Source organism: Mucilaginibacter sp. Bleaf8, from assembly GCF_018390515.1.
Classification (GTDB): Bacteria; Bacteroidota; Bacteroidia; order Sphingobacteriales; family Sphingobacteriaceae; genus Mucilaginibacter.
On the sequence record NZ_JAHBBK010000007.1, the window covers coordinates 49,761 to 71,241 of the forward strand.

General features: G+C 44.0%; 14 protein-coding genes. All 14 read left to right on the plus strand.

Features of this window, described 5'->3' with window-relative positions; all coding sequences use genetic code 11:
- Positions 1 to 367: 367 nt before the first annotated feature.
- The 14 genes from KHS38_RS20910 (at position 368) to KHS38_RS20975 (ending at position 21,408) form a co-directional block, all read left to right on the plus strand.
- Entirely contained in the window at positions 368 to 3,442 is a 3,075-nt protein-coding gene (locus KHS38_RS20910) for a SusC/RagA family TonB-linked outer membrane protein (RefSeq protein ID WP_213490655.1), read from the plus strand.
- Positions 3,443 to 3,618: 176 nt separating this feature from the next.
- Positions 3,619 to 4,980: a RagB/SusD family nutrient uptake outer membrane protein gene (locus KHS38_RS20915; RefSeq protein WP_213490657.1), complete on the plus strand. Its 1,362-nt coding sequence runs from the start codon at positions 3,619 to 3,621 to the stop codon at positions 4,978 to 4,980.
- A gap of 149 nt (positions 4,981 to 5,129) precedes the next feature.
- Positions 5,130 to 6,569 (plus strand): glycoside hydrolase family 30 protein, encoded by a 1,440-nt coding sequence (locus tag KHS38_RS20920; protein WP_213490659.1) that lies wholly within the window; start codon positions 5,130 to 5,132, stop codon positions 6,567 to 6,569.
- 24 nt (positions 6,570 to 6,593) lie between these two features.
- A complete protein-coding gene (locus tag KHS38_RS20925; protein WP_213490661.1) occupies positions 6,594 to 8,048 on the plus strand; it encodes a glycoside hydrolase family 30 protein in 1,455 nt (484 codons plus the stop codon).
- 16 nt (positions 8,049 to 8,064) lie between these two features.
- Positions 8,065 to 9,333 carry a multiheme c-type cytochrome gene (locus KHS38_RS20930; protein ID WP_213490663.1) on the plus strand — a complete coding sequence of 423 codons (1,269 nt, stop codon included), beginning with the start codon at positions 8,065 to 8,067 and terminating at the stop codon, positions 9,331 to 9,333.
- Positions 9,334 to 9,391: 58 nt separating this feature from the next.
- Positions 9,392 to 10,630, plus strand: coding sequence for a glycoside hydrolase family 5 protein (locus KHS38_RS20935; protein ID WP_249665508.1), 1,239 nt, complete (start codon positions 9,392 to 9,394; stop codon positions 10,628 to 10,630).
- 83 nt (positions 10,631 to 10,713) lie between these two features.
- Entirely contained in the window at positions 10,714 to 12,639 is a 1,926-nt protein-coding gene (locus KHS38_RS20940) for a 7TM diverse intracellular signaling domain-containing protein (RefSeq protein ID WP_349627948.1), read from the plus strand.
- A gap of 262 nt (positions 12,640 to 12,901) precedes the next feature.
- Positions 12,902 to 12,979 (plus strand): potassium-transporting ATPase subunit F, encoded by a 78-nt coding sequence (locus KHS38_RS22560; protein ID WP_213490749.1) that lies wholly within the window; start codon positions 12,902 to 12,904, stop codon positions 12,977 to 12,979.
- A 12-nt stretch (positions 12,980 to 12,991) separates the two neighbouring features.
- Positions 12,992 to 14,710 (plus strand): potassium-transporting ATPase subunit KdpA, encoded by a 1,719-nt coding sequence (gene kdpA / locus KHS38_RS20950; protein ID WP_213490665.1) that lies wholly within the window; start codon positions 12,992 to 12,994, stop codon positions 14,708 to 14,710.
- A gap of 8 nt (positions 14,711 to 14,718) precedes the next feature.
- Positions 14,719 to 16,746, plus strand: coding sequence for a potassium-transporting ATPase subunit KdpB (kdpB, locus tag KHS38_RS20955; RefSeq protein WP_213490667.1), 2,028 nt, complete (start codon positions 14,719 to 14,721; stop codon positions 16,744 to 16,746).
- 5 nt (positions 16,747 to 16,751) lie between these two features.
- Positions 16,752 to 17,318: a K(+)-transporting ATPase subunit C gene (locus KHS38_RS20960; RefSeq protein ID WP_213490669.1), complete on the plus strand. Its 567-nt coding sequence runs from the start codon at positions 16,752 to 16,754 to the stop codon at positions 17,316 to 17,318.
- Positions 17,319 to 17,429: 111 nt separating this feature from the next.
- Entirely contained in the window at positions 17,430 to 18,509 is a 1,080-nt protein-coding gene (locus KHS38_RS20965) for a porin (protein ID WP_213490671.1), read from the plus strand.
- Between the two features lie 14 nt (positions 18,510 to 18,523).
- On the plus strand, positions 18,524 to 19,657 hold the full coding sequence (locus tag KHS38_RS20970) for a sensor protein KdpD (RefSeq protein ID WP_213490673.1): 1,134 nt from the start codon (positions 18,524 to 18,526) through the stop codon (positions 19,655 to 19,657).
- The gene (locus tag KHS38_RS20975) at positions 19,654 to 21,408 is read left to right on the plus strand and encodes an ATP-binding protein (protein WP_213490675.1); all 1,755 of its coding nucleotides are present in this window, start codon (positions 19,654 to 19,656) and stop codon (positions 21,406 to 21,408) included. The genes KHS38_RS20970 and KHS38_RS20975 overlap by 4 nt, the downstream gene beginning before the upstream one ends.
- Positions 21,409 to 21,481 lie beyond the last annotated feature (73 nt).

Below are 21,481 nucleotides of genomic sequence, written 5' to 3' on the forward strand. Positions count from 1 at the left end.
AAGTGATTGAGGAGTATAGCGTATCAAAAATAATTTTTGCTTAGGTTGAAAGTGTCTTTACTCATTGATTATCAGTATACATAGCTATATCGCAACTTGTTTTTAAAGCGTTTCAAATACTGTTCAATTAGTTAAAAATCAGTAGGTTATAAATAATTTTCTTGTTTGTATATGGGTTTGTTACCTAACTTTACCGCACCAATTAAATAGGGCTTAACCATAGGCTTTATTTAAACCTAACAAATAACCATGAACATATACCTTTATTTACCGTCCGGGTAACTCGGTGCAGTTGTCCGTATATGAATTGCCGGCTGCAATGCAGTTTACCGGCCAAAACGCATCCATATCAAATAATTGAAATTTTATGAGAAAAAAACTTACTTTATTAATTTCTTTCCTCTTATGTACTATCAGCTTTGCCATTGCCCAAGGGCTTGTAAAAGGCAAAGTGACAGACAAGGCTGGCCAGCCACTTCCTGGCGTATCTATTAAAGTTCAGGGTACTACTACGGGTACAGTAACTGGAGCAGGTGGTGAATATACAATTAGTGCACAGCCCAACGGAAGCCTAATAGTTACCTATGTAGGTTTTGCAGGTCAAACCATAGCAGTAGGTGATCGTAGTGTAATTAACATCACATTAACTGAAGAAACCAACAACCTGAATGATGTAGTGGTAGTAGGTTTCGGTACACAGAAAAAGAGTGTGATTACCGGAGCAATATCTCGGGTAAAAGCATCAGATATTCAAGATCAACAGGTCATCAATGTTAACCAAGCTTTACAAGGCAGAACATCTGGTGTTACTGTAGTAAACAGCTCCGGTGCTCCTGGTGCAAGTGCACAAATCAGAATACGTGGTGTTAACTCTATCAATAACTCTGAGCCTTTGTACGTAGTGGACGGTGCTGTGGTTTTGAACGGAGGTATTGAGAATATTAACCCGAATGATATAGAATCATTTGAGGTATTAAAAGACGCATCTGCTGCTATTTATGGTTCACGTGCATCTAACGGAGTAATTTTAATTACTACCAAAAAAGGAAAGTCAGGCGCTCCAGTATTATCTTATAACAGTTATATCGGTTTCCAACAACCGGTTTCTCGTGTTAAAGTTGCCAATGCGGCGCAATATGCTGCCTTAAGAAATCAGGCAGCTACAAATGATGGTTCCACCACATTACCTTTTGCTGATCCTGCATCTTATGGTGTAGGTACTAATTGGCAGGATCAAATTTTTAAGAATGCAATGATTCAGAACCATAGTTTAAGCGTTCAGGCTGGTACTGAAAAATCAACATTATATACCTCATTCGCTTATTTAAATCAAAAGGGTACAGTTTTACCGGATTTATCTAATTATAAGCGATATAATTTTGTTGTTAACAGCAGTTCTAAAGTTAAAAAGTGGTTAACTATCGGCGAAAACTTTAATTATTCTTATACTCGGGACCAAAATAATTTCAACACCAACAATGAGTATGGAGGTCCGTTAAGTTCATCATTGAATTTAGACCCTATTACGCCCGTTATATATACAGGTCCAATCACAGGAATTTACGCAAGTAACAACCCATTGGTAAAAAATGCAGCCGGACAGTTTTATGGCGTTTCTCCTTATGTAAATCAGGAAATTTCTAATCCAATTGCCTACCAGGAAACGGTGAGAGGTAATTACGGATGGTCGCACAATATTTTAGGTAATGCATACGCTGAAATTTCACCTATTGAGGGACTAAAAATAAGAACTCAGATTAACGGTAAACAAGCATTTTATGGCAGCCAGTCTTACTCTCCTTTGTTCTATTTGGCCAATCAGGCTAATAACTTGGCTAATCCAAGTGCTTATAGAGCAAGCAATCGTAACCTAACTTGGAACTGGGATAATACTATATCATATAGCCGCGCGATAGATAAGCATAACTTCACTGTTTTAGCAGGTACCAGTGCTTTCGAACAAAAGGGTCTGGAGCAGAGTGTTACTTATAATAATATTCCGGTATCTGATTACACTATGCTGTCGTTCAATTATAATCTTCCGCAAGAACAACGCTTTGGTTTTTCAAGTGATTCACAACCTTATCACGTGTTCTCTTACTTTGGCCGTTTAACTTATGATTATGATCAAAAGTATTTGTTCACAGGTATTGTTAGACGTGACGGTTCATCAAAGTTCGGTTCAAATAATCTATACGGAACCTTCCCTACAGCACAGCTGGGCTGGGTAGTTACACGTGAGGATTTCTTCCCTAAAAACAGTTTTGTTGATTTCTTAAAGATTCGTGCATCTTATGGCGTAGTGGGTAATGAGCAATCACTTGACTATTTTCAGTATACTTCAGTAATTGGTAGCGGTTACAACGCCGTTTTTGGCAATAATCAGTTAGTAATTGGTAACAGCCCTAATTCGCCGTCAAACCCTAATTTGAAATGGGAATCAACAAGAACAACTGATATCGGTTTCGATGCGGTACTGTTCAAAAGTCTGAACGTAACTGTTGATTTATACCGGAAGTATACAAAGGATATGCTGCAAAACGTACCTCTGCCGGTTTATGCAGGTTATAATAGTGACTTGCGTGCCAACGTTGGCGATTTAGAAAACAAAGGTATTGAGGTCGAGCTAAGCTATAACAAGAACTTTGGCGATGTGAAGACCAATTTTGGATTTAACATGGGCTACAACCATAACGAAGTTAAAGCTTTAGGGGTTACTCCTTTTTTAAACACCGGTAGTTTCCAAAACATTGCTCCTGAAATTTTCAGAACTCAGGTTGGCCAACCAGTTGCATCTTTTTACGGCTATAAAACACAGGGAATTTTCCATTCGCAGGCTGAGATTGATGCATATGCTTTAAATGGTAACAAAATTCAACCTAATGCTAAGCCTGGTGATATCAAGTTTCAGGATACTAATAACAATGGTGTTATTGATGAAGCAGATCGCCAATTCTTAGGTTCTCAATTACCATCATGGACTTATGGTACAACCATTGGTGCAAGCTATAAAGCATTTGATTTTAAAATTTTTGGTCAGGGTGCATGGGGTAACAAAATATTTCAGGGTTACAGACGCTTGGATATAGCTGGGGCTAACTACCCTGTTGAGGCATTAAATGGTTGGACCCCAACTAACACAGGTGCTAATTATCCAAGGGTAACCGATCAGGATCCAAATAAAAATTATTCAACAACTTCAGATTTTTATTTACAAAGCGGTGCTTATTTCCGTATCAAAACTTTGCAGATAGGTTATACAGTGCCTAAAAATATTTTAAATAAGCTTGATATACAGCGTGTAAGAGTTTATTTGAGCAGCAATAACCTGGCTACATTTACAAAATATAATGGTTATGATCCGGAAATTGTAGGCGGTATAGACAGAGGTATATATCCACAGTCTCGTTCATTCCTTGTAGGTCTTGATATTACACTGTAAAACAAGTTTTAAGAAAGATTATCATGAAAAAAAGATATATTAATTTTGGCATAGCGTTGCTTATAACCGGTGTGGCTGGTTTTGTATCGTGTAAAAAGTCATTCCTGGAGTTGCAACCGGCAGGCGGCGCACTCGAAGAAAGTTACTATTCAAATCCATCTGAAGCATTTGCTGGTTTGGTTGCCGCTTATGATCCGCTGGTTACAGAGACAGGCGGCATTAATAATGCCTATACTGGCATTTTGGGGCCATTAAACTCTGCATCTGACGATTGTTTTGCTGGCGGCGGGGGCCCTAATGACGTACCAACATGGCAGAACTGGAATAATTATAGCTTAAATTCGGCCATTGGGCCTCAAGGTGGCTTTTGGAGCAGTAACTTTAAGGGGGTTAGCCGCTGCAATACCATCCTTTCCAAACTTCCAAATGTACCAGGTTTAACCGAGGCGGATCAGAAACGCTACACTGCCGAAGCTCAGTTTTTAAGAGCTCATTATTATTTCGACTTAGTACGTTTGTTTAAAAATGTACCGCTTTTTACCCAACCAGTTAGCGTTGACGAGGTATATGTAAAAACACAAGCAAAGCCAGAAGAAGTTTACGCTTTAATTGAAGCAGACTTGAAAGCAGCAGTTGAAGTTTTGCCTGCAACAGTTGTAGCTGCTGAGAATGGCCGAGCTACAAAGCCTGCTGCAATTGCTCTATTAGGTAAAGTATTTCTTTATGAAAAGAAATGGGCTGAGGCGGCTGCTCAATTCAAATTAGTAAACGGAGAAACTCCAGGAAGCGCCGGGCCATATAACCACAAGCTCCAAGCTAATTTTGGAAATATTTTTAGCCCAGATAATAAGTTCAACAGCGAGTCAATTTTTGAACTGTCACATACTGGTAATCAGGGTTATGGTTGGGGTAACTGGAACCAATACAAGTCGAACCTATATGTAAATATGGTTGGTGCGAGAGATTATAGCGGACCTGTATTTGCCGGTGGCTGGGGCTTTAATCCAGTAACAACTCAACTGGCAGATGCTTTAAAAAATGATCCTCGTTATGGGTATACCGTAGTTAATATGGATAGCTTAACAAAGGCAAACAATTTAAAATATAATCCAAGTTATCAAAACACAGGTTACTTCATTAAAAAGTATGCCCCATTGCTGAAATACAGGTCAACTACTGGTGAAAGTGCGCTTAATTATCCTAATAATTATATTGAGATACGTTTAGCAGATACTTACTTGATGGAGGCTGAGGCCCTTGTACAGGTGGGTACTGATCAAGCTCGTGCCGGGCAACTGTTGAATGCTGTACGTGCGCGTGTTGGCTTGCCTGGTGTAGCGGCAACCTTAGATAATATTTATAACGAGCGTCGCTTAGAGCTGGCAACCGAAGGCCATCGCTGGTTCGATTTGGTAAGAACCGGACGTGCTGCATCTGTTTTATCTTTTAAAGGTTTTCAGGCAGGTAAGCATGAAATATTACCAATACCGCTGGCAGATATTAACAATACTAAATTAGTACAAAATCCTGGCTATTAATTTAGCCTAATAAAGCCCTGCTCCTTATCATCGGGAGCAGGGCTTTTATTTTTAAGGCCATCTTTGATTGCTTTGCACTACACCAAGTTTAGGCTTATAAAGCTATCATACGCCCACTTGCTTTAAAATTTCCTCTACTCAAATCCCCTATGAATAGTGTATTCAAATTACTTGTTCCGCTTGCAGCTTTAGCAGCTGTAAATTGCAGTTCAAAGAAAACAGATCCATCTTTGCCAATTGTTGATCCAGTGGTTACCGCGCCTGTAAAATCTGAGGTTGCGTACTGGCTTACTACTTCCGATAAGTCGGTGCTTTTTCAGAAGCAGAACGTGGCTTTAAACTTTAGCGCCGGAAACAATAATAATCCGGTTATTGAGGTGGATACCACTCAAACTTTCCAAAGCATTGATGGATTTGGTTATACCCTTACCGGTGGCAGCGCTACTTTAATCAATGGCCTAAATGCCGCTACCAAAGATGCCTTGCTTAAAGAGCTTTTTGCAACGGATAGCACCCACATTGGCGTAAGCTACATCCGTATAAGTATTGGCGCATCCGATTTAAGCGCGGCTCCATTTACTTATGACGAGACTACTGCCGCAACGGATATCAATCTGCAAAGCTTTAGCATAGATAAAGAAAGAACAGATTTGCTCCCGGTTCTGAAAAAGATATTAGCTATCAATCCGAATATAAAAGTACTGGCCTGCCCCTGGACGGCACCAATCTGGATGAAAACCAATGGCAGTTACAAAGGCGGCAGTTTAAAGCCTGAATATTATGAAGCATACGCCAACTATTTTGTAAAATATATACAGGCTATGAAGGCCGAAGGCATTACCATTGATGCCATTACGCCACAAAATGAGCCGCTGCACCCGGGCAACAATCCAAGCATGTTAATGCTGCCGGCCGAGCAGGGCTCTTTTATAAAAGGTTACCTGGGGCCAAAGTTCAAGGCTGCTGGTATCAATACCAAAATTATTTTGTACGATCACAATACCGACCGTGTTGATTACCCGCTAAGTATCCTGGGTGATGCTGATGCTAATGCTTATGTGGATGGTTCGGCCTTCCATTTATATGCCGGCGATATATCCGCCTTGTCGCAAGTGCACAATGCTTTCCCTGCCAAAAATGTTTATTTTACAGAGCAATGGGTAGGTGGCCCGGGCAATTTCGGCGGCGATTTGCAATGGCATGTCAATAACCTGATTATTGGCGCTACCCGCAACTGGAGCCGTAACGTGCTGGAGTGGAACTTAGCAGCCGACCCGAATTATAACCCGCATACCGAAGGGGGCTGTAGCAACTGTTTAGGTGCGTTAACCATCAGCAATTCAGTTACCCGTAATGTGGCTTATTACATCATAGCCCATGCTTCTAAATTTGTAAGACCAGGTTCTGTGCGCATTGCTTCCAACCTGACCGGTAGCCTGCCTAATGTTGCCTTTAAAAATCCGGATGGTAAAAAGGTACTGATTGTGCTGAACAGCGGATCTTCAACCCAAAACTTCAATATAAAATTTAACGGCAAACAAGTAAGCCCTGCATTGCCTGCCGGTGCTGTGGCCACCTTTGTTTGGTAATAAAAGATTGATACTTATAGAGAGATGAAAATTACCTATTTAACCTTTGCATTGCTTACTGCGTGCAGCCTTGTTAGCACCGCACAAACTACCGTAAAAAAGAGTTTTGATGCAGGTAACAAACAAGTGAAAGTTTACACCACAGCCCAAAATACTGAATATCGCCTTTCTGAAACGGGTTCTATCGACTTTAAAAATTACAGTCAGCCTGTTGAATCGGAAGTAAGTGTGTTTGTTGACCCAGATAAACAGTTCCAGACGCTGCTCGGTATAGGCGGCGCCCTGACTGATGCATCGGCCGAGGTTTTTGCCAAAATGACCAAGGCGCAGCAACAGGAGTTTTTAACAGCATATTACAATCCGCAAAAAGGTATAGGCTATACGCTTGGTCGTACCAATATTGCCAGTTGCGATTTTTCAAGCGCTAGTTACGGCTACATTGCTGAAAATGATGCAGCGCTGAAAACGTTTAACATCGATCACGATAAGAAGTACCGTATCCCGTTTATTAAAGCTGCTATAGCTGCTGCGGGCGGTAAGCTGACCATGTTTGTGTCGCCATGGTCGCCACCGGCCTGGATGAAAGACAATGGCAAACTGGTGGGCGGAGGTAAGTTGCTGCCGCAATACCGCCAGTCTTGGGCCAACCACACCATCAAGTTTATTAAAGCTTATGAGGCGCTTAACATTCCTATCTGGGGATTGTCTGTACAAAATGAGCCTATGGCTAAGCAGACCTGGGAATCGTGCATCTTTACCGCCGAAGAAGAACGTGATTTCATTAAACAGTATTTAGGTCCAACATTGACAAAAGAAGGTATGGCCGGCAAAAAGCTGATTGCCTGGGATCACAACCGCGATTTGATGTACCAGCGGGCAAGCACCGTATTGGAAGATCCTGAAGCTGCTAAATACGTTTGGGGCATAGGTTACCACTGGTACGAAACCTGGACCGGCGGCGCTATGCGTTTTGAAAATGAAAAGCTCGTAAAAGAAGCATTCCCGAATACTAACCTGATGTTTACCGAGGGTTGTGTGGAAAGCTTTAAGTTAGACAGTATTGGCAGCTGGGCACTCGGCGAACGCTACGGCAACTCTCTTATCAACGATTTTAATAACGGGACTGTTGGATGGACGGACTGGAACATTTTGCTAGATGAGCAGGGCGGCCCCAACCACGTAGGCAATTTCTGTTATGCGCCGGTACATTACAACACCAAAACCAAACAGCTTATTTATACCAACATGTATTATTATCTGGGCCATTTCTCCAAATTTGTACGCCCGGGCGCTAAGCGCATCATCAGTTCATCAAGCCGTGATGCTTTGCAATCCACCGCTTTCCAGAATACCGATGGTAGCATAGCTGTAATTGTGATGAATAAATCTGATAAAAAAGTACCTTATAGTTTATGGATAAAAGGTAAAATTGCACAAACAACCAGCTTGCCGCATTCTATAAGCACGCTGGTGCTTTAAGCTTAATACTATATCGATGAGGCAAAGTGCAAAACAAAAAAGATTTTTGCTGCTGGCGGGCGTATTTTTAGTCCCGCTGGCGCTCATCTTCTCTCAATGCTTTACTGGCGGCTCAGAAAGCCGGGACCCCAGGGGGATTTTATATGCAGGTTCTTCAACTTGTGTAAAGTGCCATAAGGATATTTATACCAGCTACCAGCATACCGCCCATTTTCAAACCACCCGCGAAGCATCTCCTCAAAGCGTTCATGGCAGCTTTTCGCCCGATTCCAATACCTTGGTATTTAACGATAGCATGAAGGTAGTGATGGACAAGCAGGGCAAAGCTTTTTATCAAACCAGTTATAAAAATGGTAAGGTTTTGCAAAAAGCCCGGTTTGATATTGCCTTTGGCGGTGTTAAGGCCGAAACCTATCTGTACTGGAAAGGCAAGCAAATAATGCAATTGCCCGTCTCCTACTACAATGCGCTGCACAGTTGGGGGAATAGCCCCGGATATACGTCTGATTATATAGATTTCAGCAGGGTAATTGGCAGCCGGTGTTTTGAGTGCCACAGTTCTTATATTAAAGAGCTCCCGTCCGAATCACAAAGCCTGAGCCGGCCGGTTGAGATGGATCAGAAATCATTAATATTAAGTATTGATTGTGAGCGCTGCCACGGGCCGGCTGGTAACCACGTAAACTATCATACTGAGTACCCCGGTGTAAAAGAAGCCAAGTATATTGTTAAATATAAAAGTCTGTCGCGCTCGCAAAAAATAGATGCCTGTGCGGTATGCCATTCGGGCAACAGCGGTAATATGCTTCGGCCAACCTTCGCTTTTAAACCTGGCGATACGCTGGCCAAGTTCAAAGAAATCAGCTTTTATCATGAAGATAGTGATCCGGCCAAGCTGGATGTACATGGTAACCAGGTGCAGTTGCTAGCCAGCAGTGCCTGCTTCATTAAAAGCCAGATGGATTGTGCTACCTGCCACAATACCCACCAGAACCAGCGCGGTTTGATACCGGTGTTTACACAGCAATGCCAAAACTGCCATACCACCCAAAAGCATAACCTTTGTAAGCTTACCGGCCGGGTAGATCAAAGCCTGCTCAACAAATGTATTGATTGCCACATGCCTGCCAAGCCATCAAACGTTATTACGGTACATAATGGCGGCAAAAGCACATTGGTGCCTTATGAGGTACGTACCCATCGCATTGCTATTTATCCTGATGAAGCTAAAAAGATCATAAATATGATTAATGCGCAGACGCAAAAACCGGTGCATAAACTTTAAGAGAGCAAGACTTTCACCAGAATCAATTATTATTACATCATCTTATCAATTATAACTTATGAGAAAACTTGGACTGAGATTGATTGCAGCTACCCTATTTATGTTGGCTGCATTTTTTACCAAGGCACAAAGCAAAAAGTTTATAACCGTAAAAGGTAAAGACATTATTGGTGCCGATGGCAAACCTTTTTTAATGCGCGGAACCAACCTGGGTAACTGGCTTGTGCCGGAAGGCTATATGTTTAAATTTAAAAATATTAGCTCGCCAAGGCTTATCAATACGGCTTTTTCTGAGTTGATGGGTCCTGAAGAAACGCAGGCGTTCTGGCTTAAGTATCTGGATGTTTACATTACGCGTGCCGATATTCATTACCTGAAATCGCTGGGGATGAATTCTATTCGCATTCCTTTTAACTACAAGCTGTTTACCCATGAGCAGTACCTAGGCAAGAGTGATCCAAACCACGGCTTTGAATTGCTCGATAAGGTAATTGGCTGGTGTAAGCAGGAAGGCCTGTATGTAATGCTGGATATGCACTGCGCACCGGGTGGCCAAACCGGCGATAATATTGATGACGGCTACGGTTATCCGTTTTTGTTTGAAGATGCGGCCAGCCAGCAGTTAACCATTGATATTTGGAAACGTATTGCTGCACACTACCAGAACGAAACCATTGTAATGGGCTACGACTTGTTAAACGAACCCATTGCCCATTATTTTGACGTAAACCATTTCAACCCGTTATTGGAGCCGTTGTATAAAAGAATAACCCAGGGCATTCGCACGGTTGATAAAAACCACATTTTATTTATTGGCGGCGCACAGTGGGATAGTAACTTCAAACCATTTAGCCAGCCATTTGATTCGAAACTGGTTTACACCTTCCATAAATACTGGACAGAGCCAACTGTTGCTGTTGTGCAGGATTATATTGATTTCAGGAACAAGTACAATGTGCCTATCTACGTTGGTGAAACCGGCGAGAACAAAGATGAGTGGGTTAAAACCTTCCGCGAAATGTTGGAGAAAAACAACATTGGCTGGCATTACTGGCCTTACAAAAAAATGGACAACACTGCCGGTATCATGAGCTTTGATAAACCGGCCGGATACGATGCCGTAATTGAGTATACTGAAAAGCCGCGCAGTAGTTTTGAAGAAATCCGTAAGGCTGCGCCGCAGGATCGTGCCCGCATTAAGCAGGCTATTTATGATGTTTTGAATCAGGCTAAATTTGAAAACTGCAAACCCAGTACAGGCTATATACAAGCATTAGGTTTGGATGTGAAAAAATAATAACTTTACGCAGCCAATTATTAAACCTGCTGCCCCATGCTACAAAGGCTAAGGCAGCAGGTAATCAAAACACCCTTGCATCTGTGAATAAATTACTGTGGAAGTTGCTGCTGTTGCAGGCTGTATGTTTTTTTTGCTTCGTTTTTACAGCCAGCGCTCAAACGGCTGTGTCCTTGTCTGACAGGATTGATCAGCATATATTTTCTTATCATGAGATATACTGCCTGGAAGATACAGCGGGCCGGTATGATATAAGCAAAGTAGCCTCAAATGAGGTAGCTGCACAGTTTAAACCCAGTAAAACAAATACACCTGTTGCCAAAAACACCAACAGTTACTACTGGTATCGCATTACTGTTCAAAACAATCCGCGCACCAAAAATAACTGGCTGCTGGAGTTTTTTGATCAAACCATTGATGACATCACCTTTTACACACCTAATAAAAATGGCACTTATACCGTAACCTACATGGGGGCCAACCGGCCTTTCGGGCAACGCCTGTTTCAGCACAAAAACTTTAGCGTTAATATCCTGAATAACCAGGCTAAGGAGTCCACCTATTATATCCGTATCAAATCGCACCAGCCGGCAAACGTGATAGTAGTGTTGCGCTCGGTAAGCTGGTTTATCCATTACGCGCTGGATGAGTATTTCTTTTTCGGCATTTTTTACGGGATGATCATTGTGTTTAGCCTGTATAACCTGGTTATGTTTTTTGCCATGCGGCAAATACAATACCTGTACTACATTATGTATAACCTAAGCATTGGTTTGTATGAAATGTGTACCGATGGTATTGCCTACCAGTATATATGGCCTAATGCATCGGGCTGGAACCATTATGCTTATGGCATTGCACTTTACTCATCAAGTATTTTTGCTTTACTCTTTACGCAAAACCTGCTTTATGTAAAAAACAAGGCCAGCCGCCTAAATAAAGTTATATGGGCTGTTATTATTTTACGTAGTGTATTCTTTTTAGCCTGTTTACTTATCAATAAAAACTGGTTTACCTTTAAAATTGTGGAGTTGGTGCCGCTGTCGCTGGCTTTTATCACAGGGTGCCGTATTTTATACAATGGCTACCGCCCAGCCAGGTACTTTGTAATTGGCTACAGCTTTTTAATGATCGGCTTTTTGATTAAAGTACTTATTGCATTGAACGTAACTTGGCTACCATTCGGACCGGTAACACACTATAGTTTAAGCGTTTGCTTTATTATGGAAATGTCGTTCATCTCGTTTGCTATTGGTGATAAGGTAAGGCTGCTTAAAAAGAAAAAAGAAAAGGCGCAGCGTAATACCATTAAGCAGCTACGGCAAAATGAGGAACTGAAAGACAGCCTGAACCGTACCCTAGAGCAGCAGGTAACTGAACGCACCCGCGAGGTGATGGAGCAATCGGCTGTAATTAAGCAGCAGTACGAGGAGCTGAAAGAAGCCAACACTTTGCTGCAGCAGCAGGCCGAAGAAATTTCGCGCATGAATGTGCTGCTCGAAAAAGATAACATCAGTCTGCAAACCAGTATTGAAAAGGTAACGCACGATAGGGTAATGTCGGCCGAGGTGGATTACGAAGAGTTCAGCAAAATTTACCCCGACCGTGAGGCCTGCTTTAAATTTTTGGCCGATTTGAAGTGGGAGCATGGCTATGCCTGCCGTAAGTGCAACCATACGCAATACAACACCGGGCACTTGCCCTTTAGCCGCCGGTGCTCCAAATGCGGTTATGATGAATCGGCCATTGCTTATACCGTTTTACAAAACACCCGTATTCCTATCAATAAGGCGTTTTACATGATATTTTTGCTGTACTCTACCAAAGGTAAAATATCATCGCACAAACTTTCCGAGCAGCTCTCCATCCGCCAAAGTACCTGCTGGACCTACAGCACCCGCATTAAAAAGGTAATGGAGCAGAAAAAGAAAGAACTGCGCAATGCCGGTAAAATGGGCTGGAGCAAGCTTTTGATAGATTACAGTGATAATGCTATAAAGGTGGAGTAACGTCTTTTCCTAATATAGCTTACTATAATGAAAAGACCCTTCCAATTTGGAAGGGTCTTTTTGTTTTAAAGGTGAGTTTAATAGTTTTAAACATTTGATTATTAGGAATTTGTGCTAATTTCTTCGAATTGGAATAGGTTTTGGCAAGGCCTTGTCAAAACAAGATAAAAATCATGCTTACACTCATCCTATTCCTGGCTTTGCTGATTTGCTGCTGGTTCATTTTTAAAACAATCGACTGGTTCGAAAAAATCTGAAAACTATGTTAGCGCTATTCATTATCTCCCTGGCCGTATTCCTCTACATGATCTACGTGCTGCTGAAACCCGAAAAATTTTAATGGCATACTCCCATGAACACTGAACTCTTAGGCATATTAGCCTCTTTTCTCATTACCCTGCTTATTGCCATACCACTGGGCAAGTACCTGGCAAAAATGTTTGCCGGCGAAAAGGTATGGACCGATTTTTTAAAGCCGCTCGAAAAAGGTATTTATAAACTTTCGGGCATTAACCCCAATGCGCCGATGGACTGGAAACAGTTCCTGAAAGCGATGATGACCATCAACATCCTGTGGCTGGTGTACGGCTTTTTTGTACTGATGTTTCAAGACAAGCTGCCGCTTAACCCCGATGGTAACCCCGGCCAAACACCCGACCTGGCTTTTAATACCATCATTAGTTTTGTGGTGAACTGTAACCTGCAACACTACTCCGGCGAAAGCGGCGTTACTTATTTCACCCAGCACTTTATTGTGATGTTTTTGCAATTTACCAGTGCTGCAACCGGTATAGCTGCAGCGGTAGCTTTGTTTAAAGCTTTCCGCGATAAAACCACGCAAAACGTGGGCAATTTCTGGGATTTCTTTGTTAAATCCATCACCCGTTTGCTGCTGCCTTTATCAGTTATTGTAGCATTGGTACTGGCCTTTAACGGTACACCAAGCAGCTACGCCGGTAAAGATCAGTTTATTTCCATGCAGGGCGATACCGTAAATGTATCACGCGGGCCAGCTGCGCAAATGATTGCCATTAAGCACTTAGGTACCAACGGTGGCGGCTGGTTTGGTGCCAACTCGGCCCACCCGCTCGAAAATCCGAGCTACTTCACCAACATGGTCGAGATCGTATCGCAAATGATTATCCCTATTGCCATGATATTGGCATTCGGCTACTTTATTCGCCGTAAAAAGCTGGGTTGGGTAATATGTGGTGTAATGACGGTAGGTATGCTGATGTTGATGATACCGACCATCAGTAGTGAATTAGGCGGTAGCCCGGCTATAGCTAAAATGGGGGTATCGCAAGTTACCGGCGCTATGGAAGGTAAAGAGGTACGTTTTGGCCCTATGGCCACCGCTTACTGGAGCACGCTTACCACCATTGTATCAACCGGCTCGGTAAACGGTATGCACGATAGTACCATGCCTTTAACCGGTGCATGGCAACTGCTGGGCATGATGATCAACGGCTTTTTTGGCGGTTGCGGCGTGGGTATACTCAATTACTTTGTATATCTCATTATAGCCGTATTTATATCGGGGCTGATGGTAGGGCGTACGCCTGAGTTTTTTGGGCACAAGGTAGAGGCGCGCGAGGTAAAGATCGCTGCCCTCATTACCCTGCTCAGCCCGTTCCTCATCATGGCTGGCACAGCGCTTTCCAGTTACTTGTTTGTAGCACATGGCAATGCCGACTGGGCCGTAAAACCATCAGCATGGTTAAACAACCCCGGTTTTCATGGCTTTTCCGAAATGCTGTATGAGTTCACCTCATCCAATGCCAACAACGGTTCGGGCTTCGAGGGTTTAGGCGACAACAATATCTTCTGGAACGTAGCCACTGGTTTTATACTGATACTGGGCCGCTTCCTGCCCATTATTGGCCCGGTTGCTATAGCCGGCTTACTGGGACAGAAAAAGTATGTACCCGAATCGGCTGGTACCCTGCGTATCGATACCGTAACCTTTGGCATCATGACGTTTGCCGTTATCCTGGTGCTTAATGCCCTTTCTTATTTCCCTGCCCTGGCCTTGGGTCCGCTGGCAGAATACTTTTCCATGATTAAATAAACTGTGTGATGAAAGCGCAATCCAATAAATTATTTGAGCCGGCTCTGGTAAAAACAGCCTTAAAAGAGTCGTTCGTTAAGCTCAATCCTAAACTCATGCTTCGTAACCCTGTGATGTTCACGGTTGAGATAGGTACAGCCGTTATGTTGTATGTAACTATCTACAGCTTAAACCATGCGGGCCAAGGCTCATTTGCCTATAACTTGTTTATCTTTATCGTTCTGCTGCTTACCGTGCTCTTTGCCAACTTTGCCGAAGCCATTGCCGAAGCACGTGGTAAAGCCCAGGCCGATAGCTTGCGTAAAACTCGCGAGGAAACACCGGCCAACGTTGTGCTGGAGGATGGCTCCATCGTCAGCAAATCATCAAGCGATTTGCGTAAAGGCGATTACTTTGTGTGCGAGGCTGGCGACACTATCCCAACCGATGGTGAGATTGTAGAAGGTTTGGCAACTATTGATGAATCGGCCATTACGGGCGAATCGGCACCGGTGATCCGCGAGGCCGGTGGCGATAAATCATCCGTAACCGGTGGTACTAAGGTATTGTCAGATAAAATTAAGGTACTCGTAACTACCCAGCCCGGCGAAAGCTTTCTGGATAAGATGATTGCTTTGGTTGAAGGTGCATCACGCCAGAAAACGCCTAACGAAATTGCGTTAACCATTCTGCTGGCCAGCTTTACCATCATCTTCATCATTGTATGCGTTACGCTGAAACCATTTGCCGATTATGCTAATACACCCATCACCATTGCGGCCTTAATATCACTGTTTGTATGTCTGATTCCTACCACCATTGGCGGTTTGCTTTCGGCCATCGGTATAGCCGGTATGGACAGGGCTTTACGTGCCAACGTAATCACCAAATCGGGTAAGGCAGTTGAAACAGCCGGTGATATTGATGTGTTGCTGCTGGATAAAACCGGTACTATTACCATTGGTAACCGTAAGGCCACCCAGTTTTGGCCTGCACCCGGCATTGCACCTGATGACCTGACTAAAGCCGCCGTTTTATCTTCACTGGCAGATGAAACGCCCGAAGGTAAATCTATTGTAGAACTGGCGGCTACCCATACCGAAATACCGCAAACACCTGCCGGGGCTACCTTTATCAAGTTTACGGCCGAAACCCGCTCCAGTGGTATGGATACTGTTGAGGGTAACCGCATCCGTAAAGGTGCTTTTGATGCCATGCGCAAAATGGCGCTCAATGCCGGGCATATTGTTCCGGCTGAGGTGAAAGATCGCGTAGAGGCCATTTCATCAAACGGTGGTACACCGCTGGTAGTAACCTATAACGAAGAAGTGCTGGGCACTATTGAGTTACAGGATATCATTAAGCCGGGTATATCTGAGCGTTTTGAGCGCTTGCGTAAAATGGGCGTTAAAACCGTAATGGTAACCGGCGATAACCCATTAACTGCCAAATTTATTGCCCAAAAAGCGGGTGTGGATGATTTTATTGCCGAGGCCAAGCCCGAAGATAAAATGAACTACATTAAACATGAGCAGGCCAGCGGCAAACTGGTAGCCATGATGGGTGATGGTACCAACGATGCCCCAGCCCTTGCCCAGGCTGATGTAGGCGTGGCCATGAATAGCGGTACCCAAGCAGCTAAAGAAGCCGGCAACATGGTGGATTTGGATAATGACCCAACCAAGCTGATCGAGATTGTGGAGATTGGCAAGCAGTTGCTCATTACCCGCGGTACCTTAACTACATTCTCTATCGCTAACGACGTAGCTAAGTACTTCGCCATTGTGCCTGCGCTGTTCATTGCCTCTATACCGGCTCTGCAAAGCATCAACATTATGCGCCTGCATAGTCCCGAGAGTGCTATCCTGTCGGCCGTGATATTTAATGCCATCATTATACCGTTGCTGATACCACTGGCCCTGAAAGGCGTGGAGTATAAGCCGATTGGTGCCAGCGCACTGTTACGCCGTAACCTGCTTATTTACGGTTTAGGTGGTGTAATTGCGCCATTTATCGGTATCAAATTAATTGATTTGTTGATCTCTTTATTCTTATAAAAGCCATGAAAAGTTATATCATGCAATCCATCCGCCTCACTTTGGTTTTAACAGTGCTGCTATGTGTTATCTATCCGGTCATCATCGCTTTTGGCGGTAAGTTTTCAAAAGGCAATGGCGGCGGCGAAACCGTAACGGTAAACGGGAAAGTGGTAGGCTATGCCAACATCGGCCAAAAGTTTGACGGCCCCCGTTACTTCTGGAGCCGCCCGTCGGCAGTGGGATACAATGCAGCCGGTTCTGCCGGCTCCAACAAAGGCCCAAGTAACCCCGATTACCTGAAAGATGTAAACAGCCGTATAGACACCCTGCTCAAATATCACCCTTACTTAAAACGCAGTGATATACCAGCCGATTTAGTTACCGCATCGGGCAGCGGCCTGGATCCCGACCTGTCGCCCGCTGCTGCGCAAATACAAGTGCGCCGCATCGCCGCCAACCGTAAGCTGGATGAAAAGCAGGTAGCTCAACTGGTAGAAAGCCACATTCAAAAACCTCTATTAGGTTTGTTTGGCCCGGCTACGGTAAATGTGCTGCAGCTGAACATTGCCTTAGATCAGTTAAGCAAATAACAAGTAGCTGTTCAGTTCCTTAGTGAAAATAACTTAAAAACAATACTCAATCTTGGAAAAGGATTGAGTATTGCTCCCTAATCACATATAGAAAGTAAACTACATCACTTGATGAAAAAGATATTTTTGGCTTTAAGCTTTTTAATAGCGGGCTTAGCCACCCGTGCTCAAGATAGCACACGAACCAATCCTTTAACCATAAGCGGATACGCAGAGATATATTATGGCTATGATTTCAATAAGCCTGCTGATCATAACCGGCCGGGATTTATCTATTCGCATAACCGGCACAATGAAGTGAACCTGAATCTGGCTTTTATTAAAGCAGCTTATGATAACGGTAACCTACGGGCCAATCTGGCGCTGATGGCCGGTACTTACGCCAATGCCAACCTGGCGGCCGAACCGGGTGTAATGAAGAATGTATTTGAGGCGAATGCGGGTGTTAAACTAAGCAAAACAGCCAACCTGTGGCTGGATGCCGGTATTTTTGCATCGCATATTGGGTTTGAAAGCGCCATCGGTAAAAACAACTGGATGCTTACCCGCAATATTGTTTCCGAGAACACGCCGTATTATGAAACCGGGGCTAAGATTACCTATGTTACGCCCGACAATAAGTTAACTTTAACTGGTTTATACCTGAACGGCTGGCAGCGTATTTACCGCGCCGATGGTAATAATAAGCCAGCCGGTGGATTAGAAGTGTTTTATACCCCATCATCCAAAATATCATTTAACTATAGCAACTATTTAGGTACCGAAGGGGCTGACAGTGCAGGTGTACGCCGCTTTTACAATAACTTTTATGGCATATTTCAGCTAAACAAGGCCTTGGGGCTTACCGCAGGTTTTGATTATGGCATACAGCAAAAGGCAAAAGGCAGTAGCGGCTATTACCATATATTGGCACCTGTAGCAGTAATGCGTTATCAGTTTACCGATCAATGGGCCGTAGCTGGCAGGGTAGAGTACTACCAGGATAAAAACGGTATAATCATCGCAACCAATACCCCACGTGGCTTTCAAACCACCGGCTATGCCTTAAACCTGGATTACGCACCGGTAAAAAATGCCGTTATCCGGCTGGAGGGTAAGGTGTTTGATAGCAAGGATGCGATTTTTACGCGCAACGGTCGCCCGGTTGGCAACAATCCGTTGGTTACGGCAAGCTTTGCGGTGTCATTTTAATCTACAAAGCGGTTATGGACGGGCAGGAGCAGAAAGAATCGTCGGTTAAAAGCTTTATTGAGCTGCTGAAAAAATCGCGGCGGGGCAAGCTGAAGATTTATATCGGCATGAGTGCCGGTGTAGGCAAAACTTATCGCATGCTGCAAGAGGCACATGCCCTGCTGCGCAACGGCATCAATATACAGGTTGGCTACATTGAAACGCACAACCGTGCCGAAACCCATGCCCTGCTGGCCGGCCTGCCCCTTGTTGACAGGCGCAAAACTTTTTACAAAGGCAAAGAGCTGGAAGAAATGGATTTGCAAACCATCCTGAACCGGCACCCGGAAGTGGTTATTGTAGACGAGCTGGCTCATACCAATATTGAAGGCAGCAAGAACGGCAAGCGCTGGCAGGATGTACTGGATATATTGGATGCCGGCATCAGTGTAATTTCGGCAGTTAACATACAGCACCTCGAAAGCCTGAATGAAGAGGTAGAAAATATAACTGGTATTGCCATTACCGAACGTATACCTGATAAGCTGCTGGAATTGGCCGACGAGATCGTGAATATTGACCTGACCGCCGACGAACTGATTGACCGTTTGCGCGAGGGTAAAATTTACGATAAAAGCAAGGTGGAACTGGCACTGCAAAACTTTTTTAGGAGCGATAAGATATTGCAATTGCGTGAGCTGGCTTTAAAGGAAGTAGCTCATCATCTGGAACGCAAAATTGATATTGAGGTACCTAAACAGATCAAGCTGCGGCCTGAGCGCTTTTTGGCCTGCATATCATCCAACGCCGATACGGCCAAAATTGTGATACGCAAAACGGCCCGGCTGGCATCTTACTACCGGTCGCCGTGGCTGGTGCTGTATGTACAAACCAGCAGCGAGAGCGGCGACCGCATTAAGCTCGATAAGCAGCGTTACCTTATCAATAACCTGAAACTGGCTACCGAATTAGGGGCCGAGGTACTGCGCATCAAAAGTGATGAGGTTACCCAAACGATTATGCGCATAGCTGAAGAACGCGAAATAACCACGATTTGCATAGGTAAGCCTCACCTGAACTTATTTCAGGTGATACTGAAAACCACTGTTTTTAATGAGCTGCTTAAAAGACTGGCAGCTACCGAAACCGATTTAGTGATACTGTCATGAAAATAAAGAGCAAACTTCGATTAGGCTTTGGCTTTCTGTTTGTGGTTACCCTGTTTTACGGGGCATTGTCCCTGTTTTATATTCAGGATATTTCCAAAAGTGCCAAGGTGATCCTGAAAAACAACTATGAAACGCTGAGCTATACTAAAGAGATGCGTACTGTGCTGGATGAAAATCCGGTGCCGTTAAATGCAGATGCTGTAGCCGATTTTAACGGCCAATTGGTTAAACAGGAGCATAACATAACCGAGCCCGGCGAAAAGCAGGCCACTACCCAGCTAAGGCAGGTTTTTAACCGGCTAACCACCGGTAACCTGGCCATAGCCGAACTGCAGACTACCCAGCGTACGCTACGCCAGCATTTGCGCACTATTGAAACGCTGAATATGCAGGCCATTATGCGTAAGAATGATCGTGCTCATGAGGCCGTAAACCGGGCAACAATCCTGCTTAGCCTGGTAGGTACCTTCACTTTCTTAATCCTGTTCAGCTTTAGTGTAAATTTTCCGGATGTAATAGCAGGCCCGTTGCGGGCTTTACTGGAAGGTATACAGGAGATCAGCCAGAAAAATTATAGCCAGCGGCTAAACTTCAACAAGGATGATGAGTTTGGTGAGGTAGCATCAGCATTCAATACTATGGCTTCGCGGCTTAATGACTGGGAGAACAGTAATCTGGCCACTGTACTGTCCGAAAAGCGCCGTATAGATACCATTATTGAGCAGATGCACGATGCTATCATTGGCGTGAATGAAAAGCAGGAGGTGTTGTTTATTAACGATGCAGCCCGTAACCTGCTTAACCTAACCACCGAAAAGGTAGTAGGGCAAAACATAGCCGATTTAAGTAAAGGGAACGACCTGCTAACCTTCATACTAAACAATAAAGCGGGTAACAAACCATTCAAAATAGCGCTGGATCATAAAGAGGCCTACTTTCAATTGGAATGCCGGGAAATTACTGTGCCTAATCTGAGCAACCAGCAACAGGAAACTTTACGCATTGCAGGGGTATCCGCGGGAATGGTTTATGTGCTCCAAAACGTTACCGAATTTAAGGAACGCGATGAGGCTAAAACAAACTTCATTGCTACCATATCTCACGAGTTGAAAACGCCTATATCATCCATAAAAATGAGTTTGCAGCTGCTGAACGATGAGCGTGTTGGCGTACTGAACGGCGAGCAACAACAACTGCTGACCCATATTCGGGAGGATAACGAGCGCTTATTAAAAATTACAAGCGAATTGCTGGATCTGTCGCAGGTAGAAACCGGTAATATCCAGTTAAGTTTTGGTAGTGTTGAGCCTGCACGTATTGTGGATTATGCACTTAACTCCGTACGTTTCCAAGCCGAGCAAAAAGGTGTGCAAATAGAATTGACACCCAATGGTCACCTTCCCGCCGTACATGCCGACGTGGAAAAGACCGCCTGGGTGCTGGTCAATTTCTTATCCAACGCTTTACGCTACAGCCCCGAGAAATCCAAAGTGCTGATCATTACACGGGAGCGGAACGGGCAGGTAGAGTTTTCGGTAAAGGATAGCGGCAAAGGTATTGATGAGCAGTACCAGAAGCGCCTGTTCGACCGTTATTTCCAGGTACCTACCGATGGGCAAAATAAATCAGGCTCGGGGCTGGGGCTGGCTATATCACGTGATTTTATTGAAGCACAGAATGGTAAGATATGGGTGCAAAGCGCAATTGGAGAGGGCAGTACTTTTAGCTTTTCATTACCTGTTGCTGTATAAACACATTATACATACCGTGCCTTATGCAAAGCCTGTCTTTTGCCATTAGCAAAGATGGGCTTTTTACTTACCT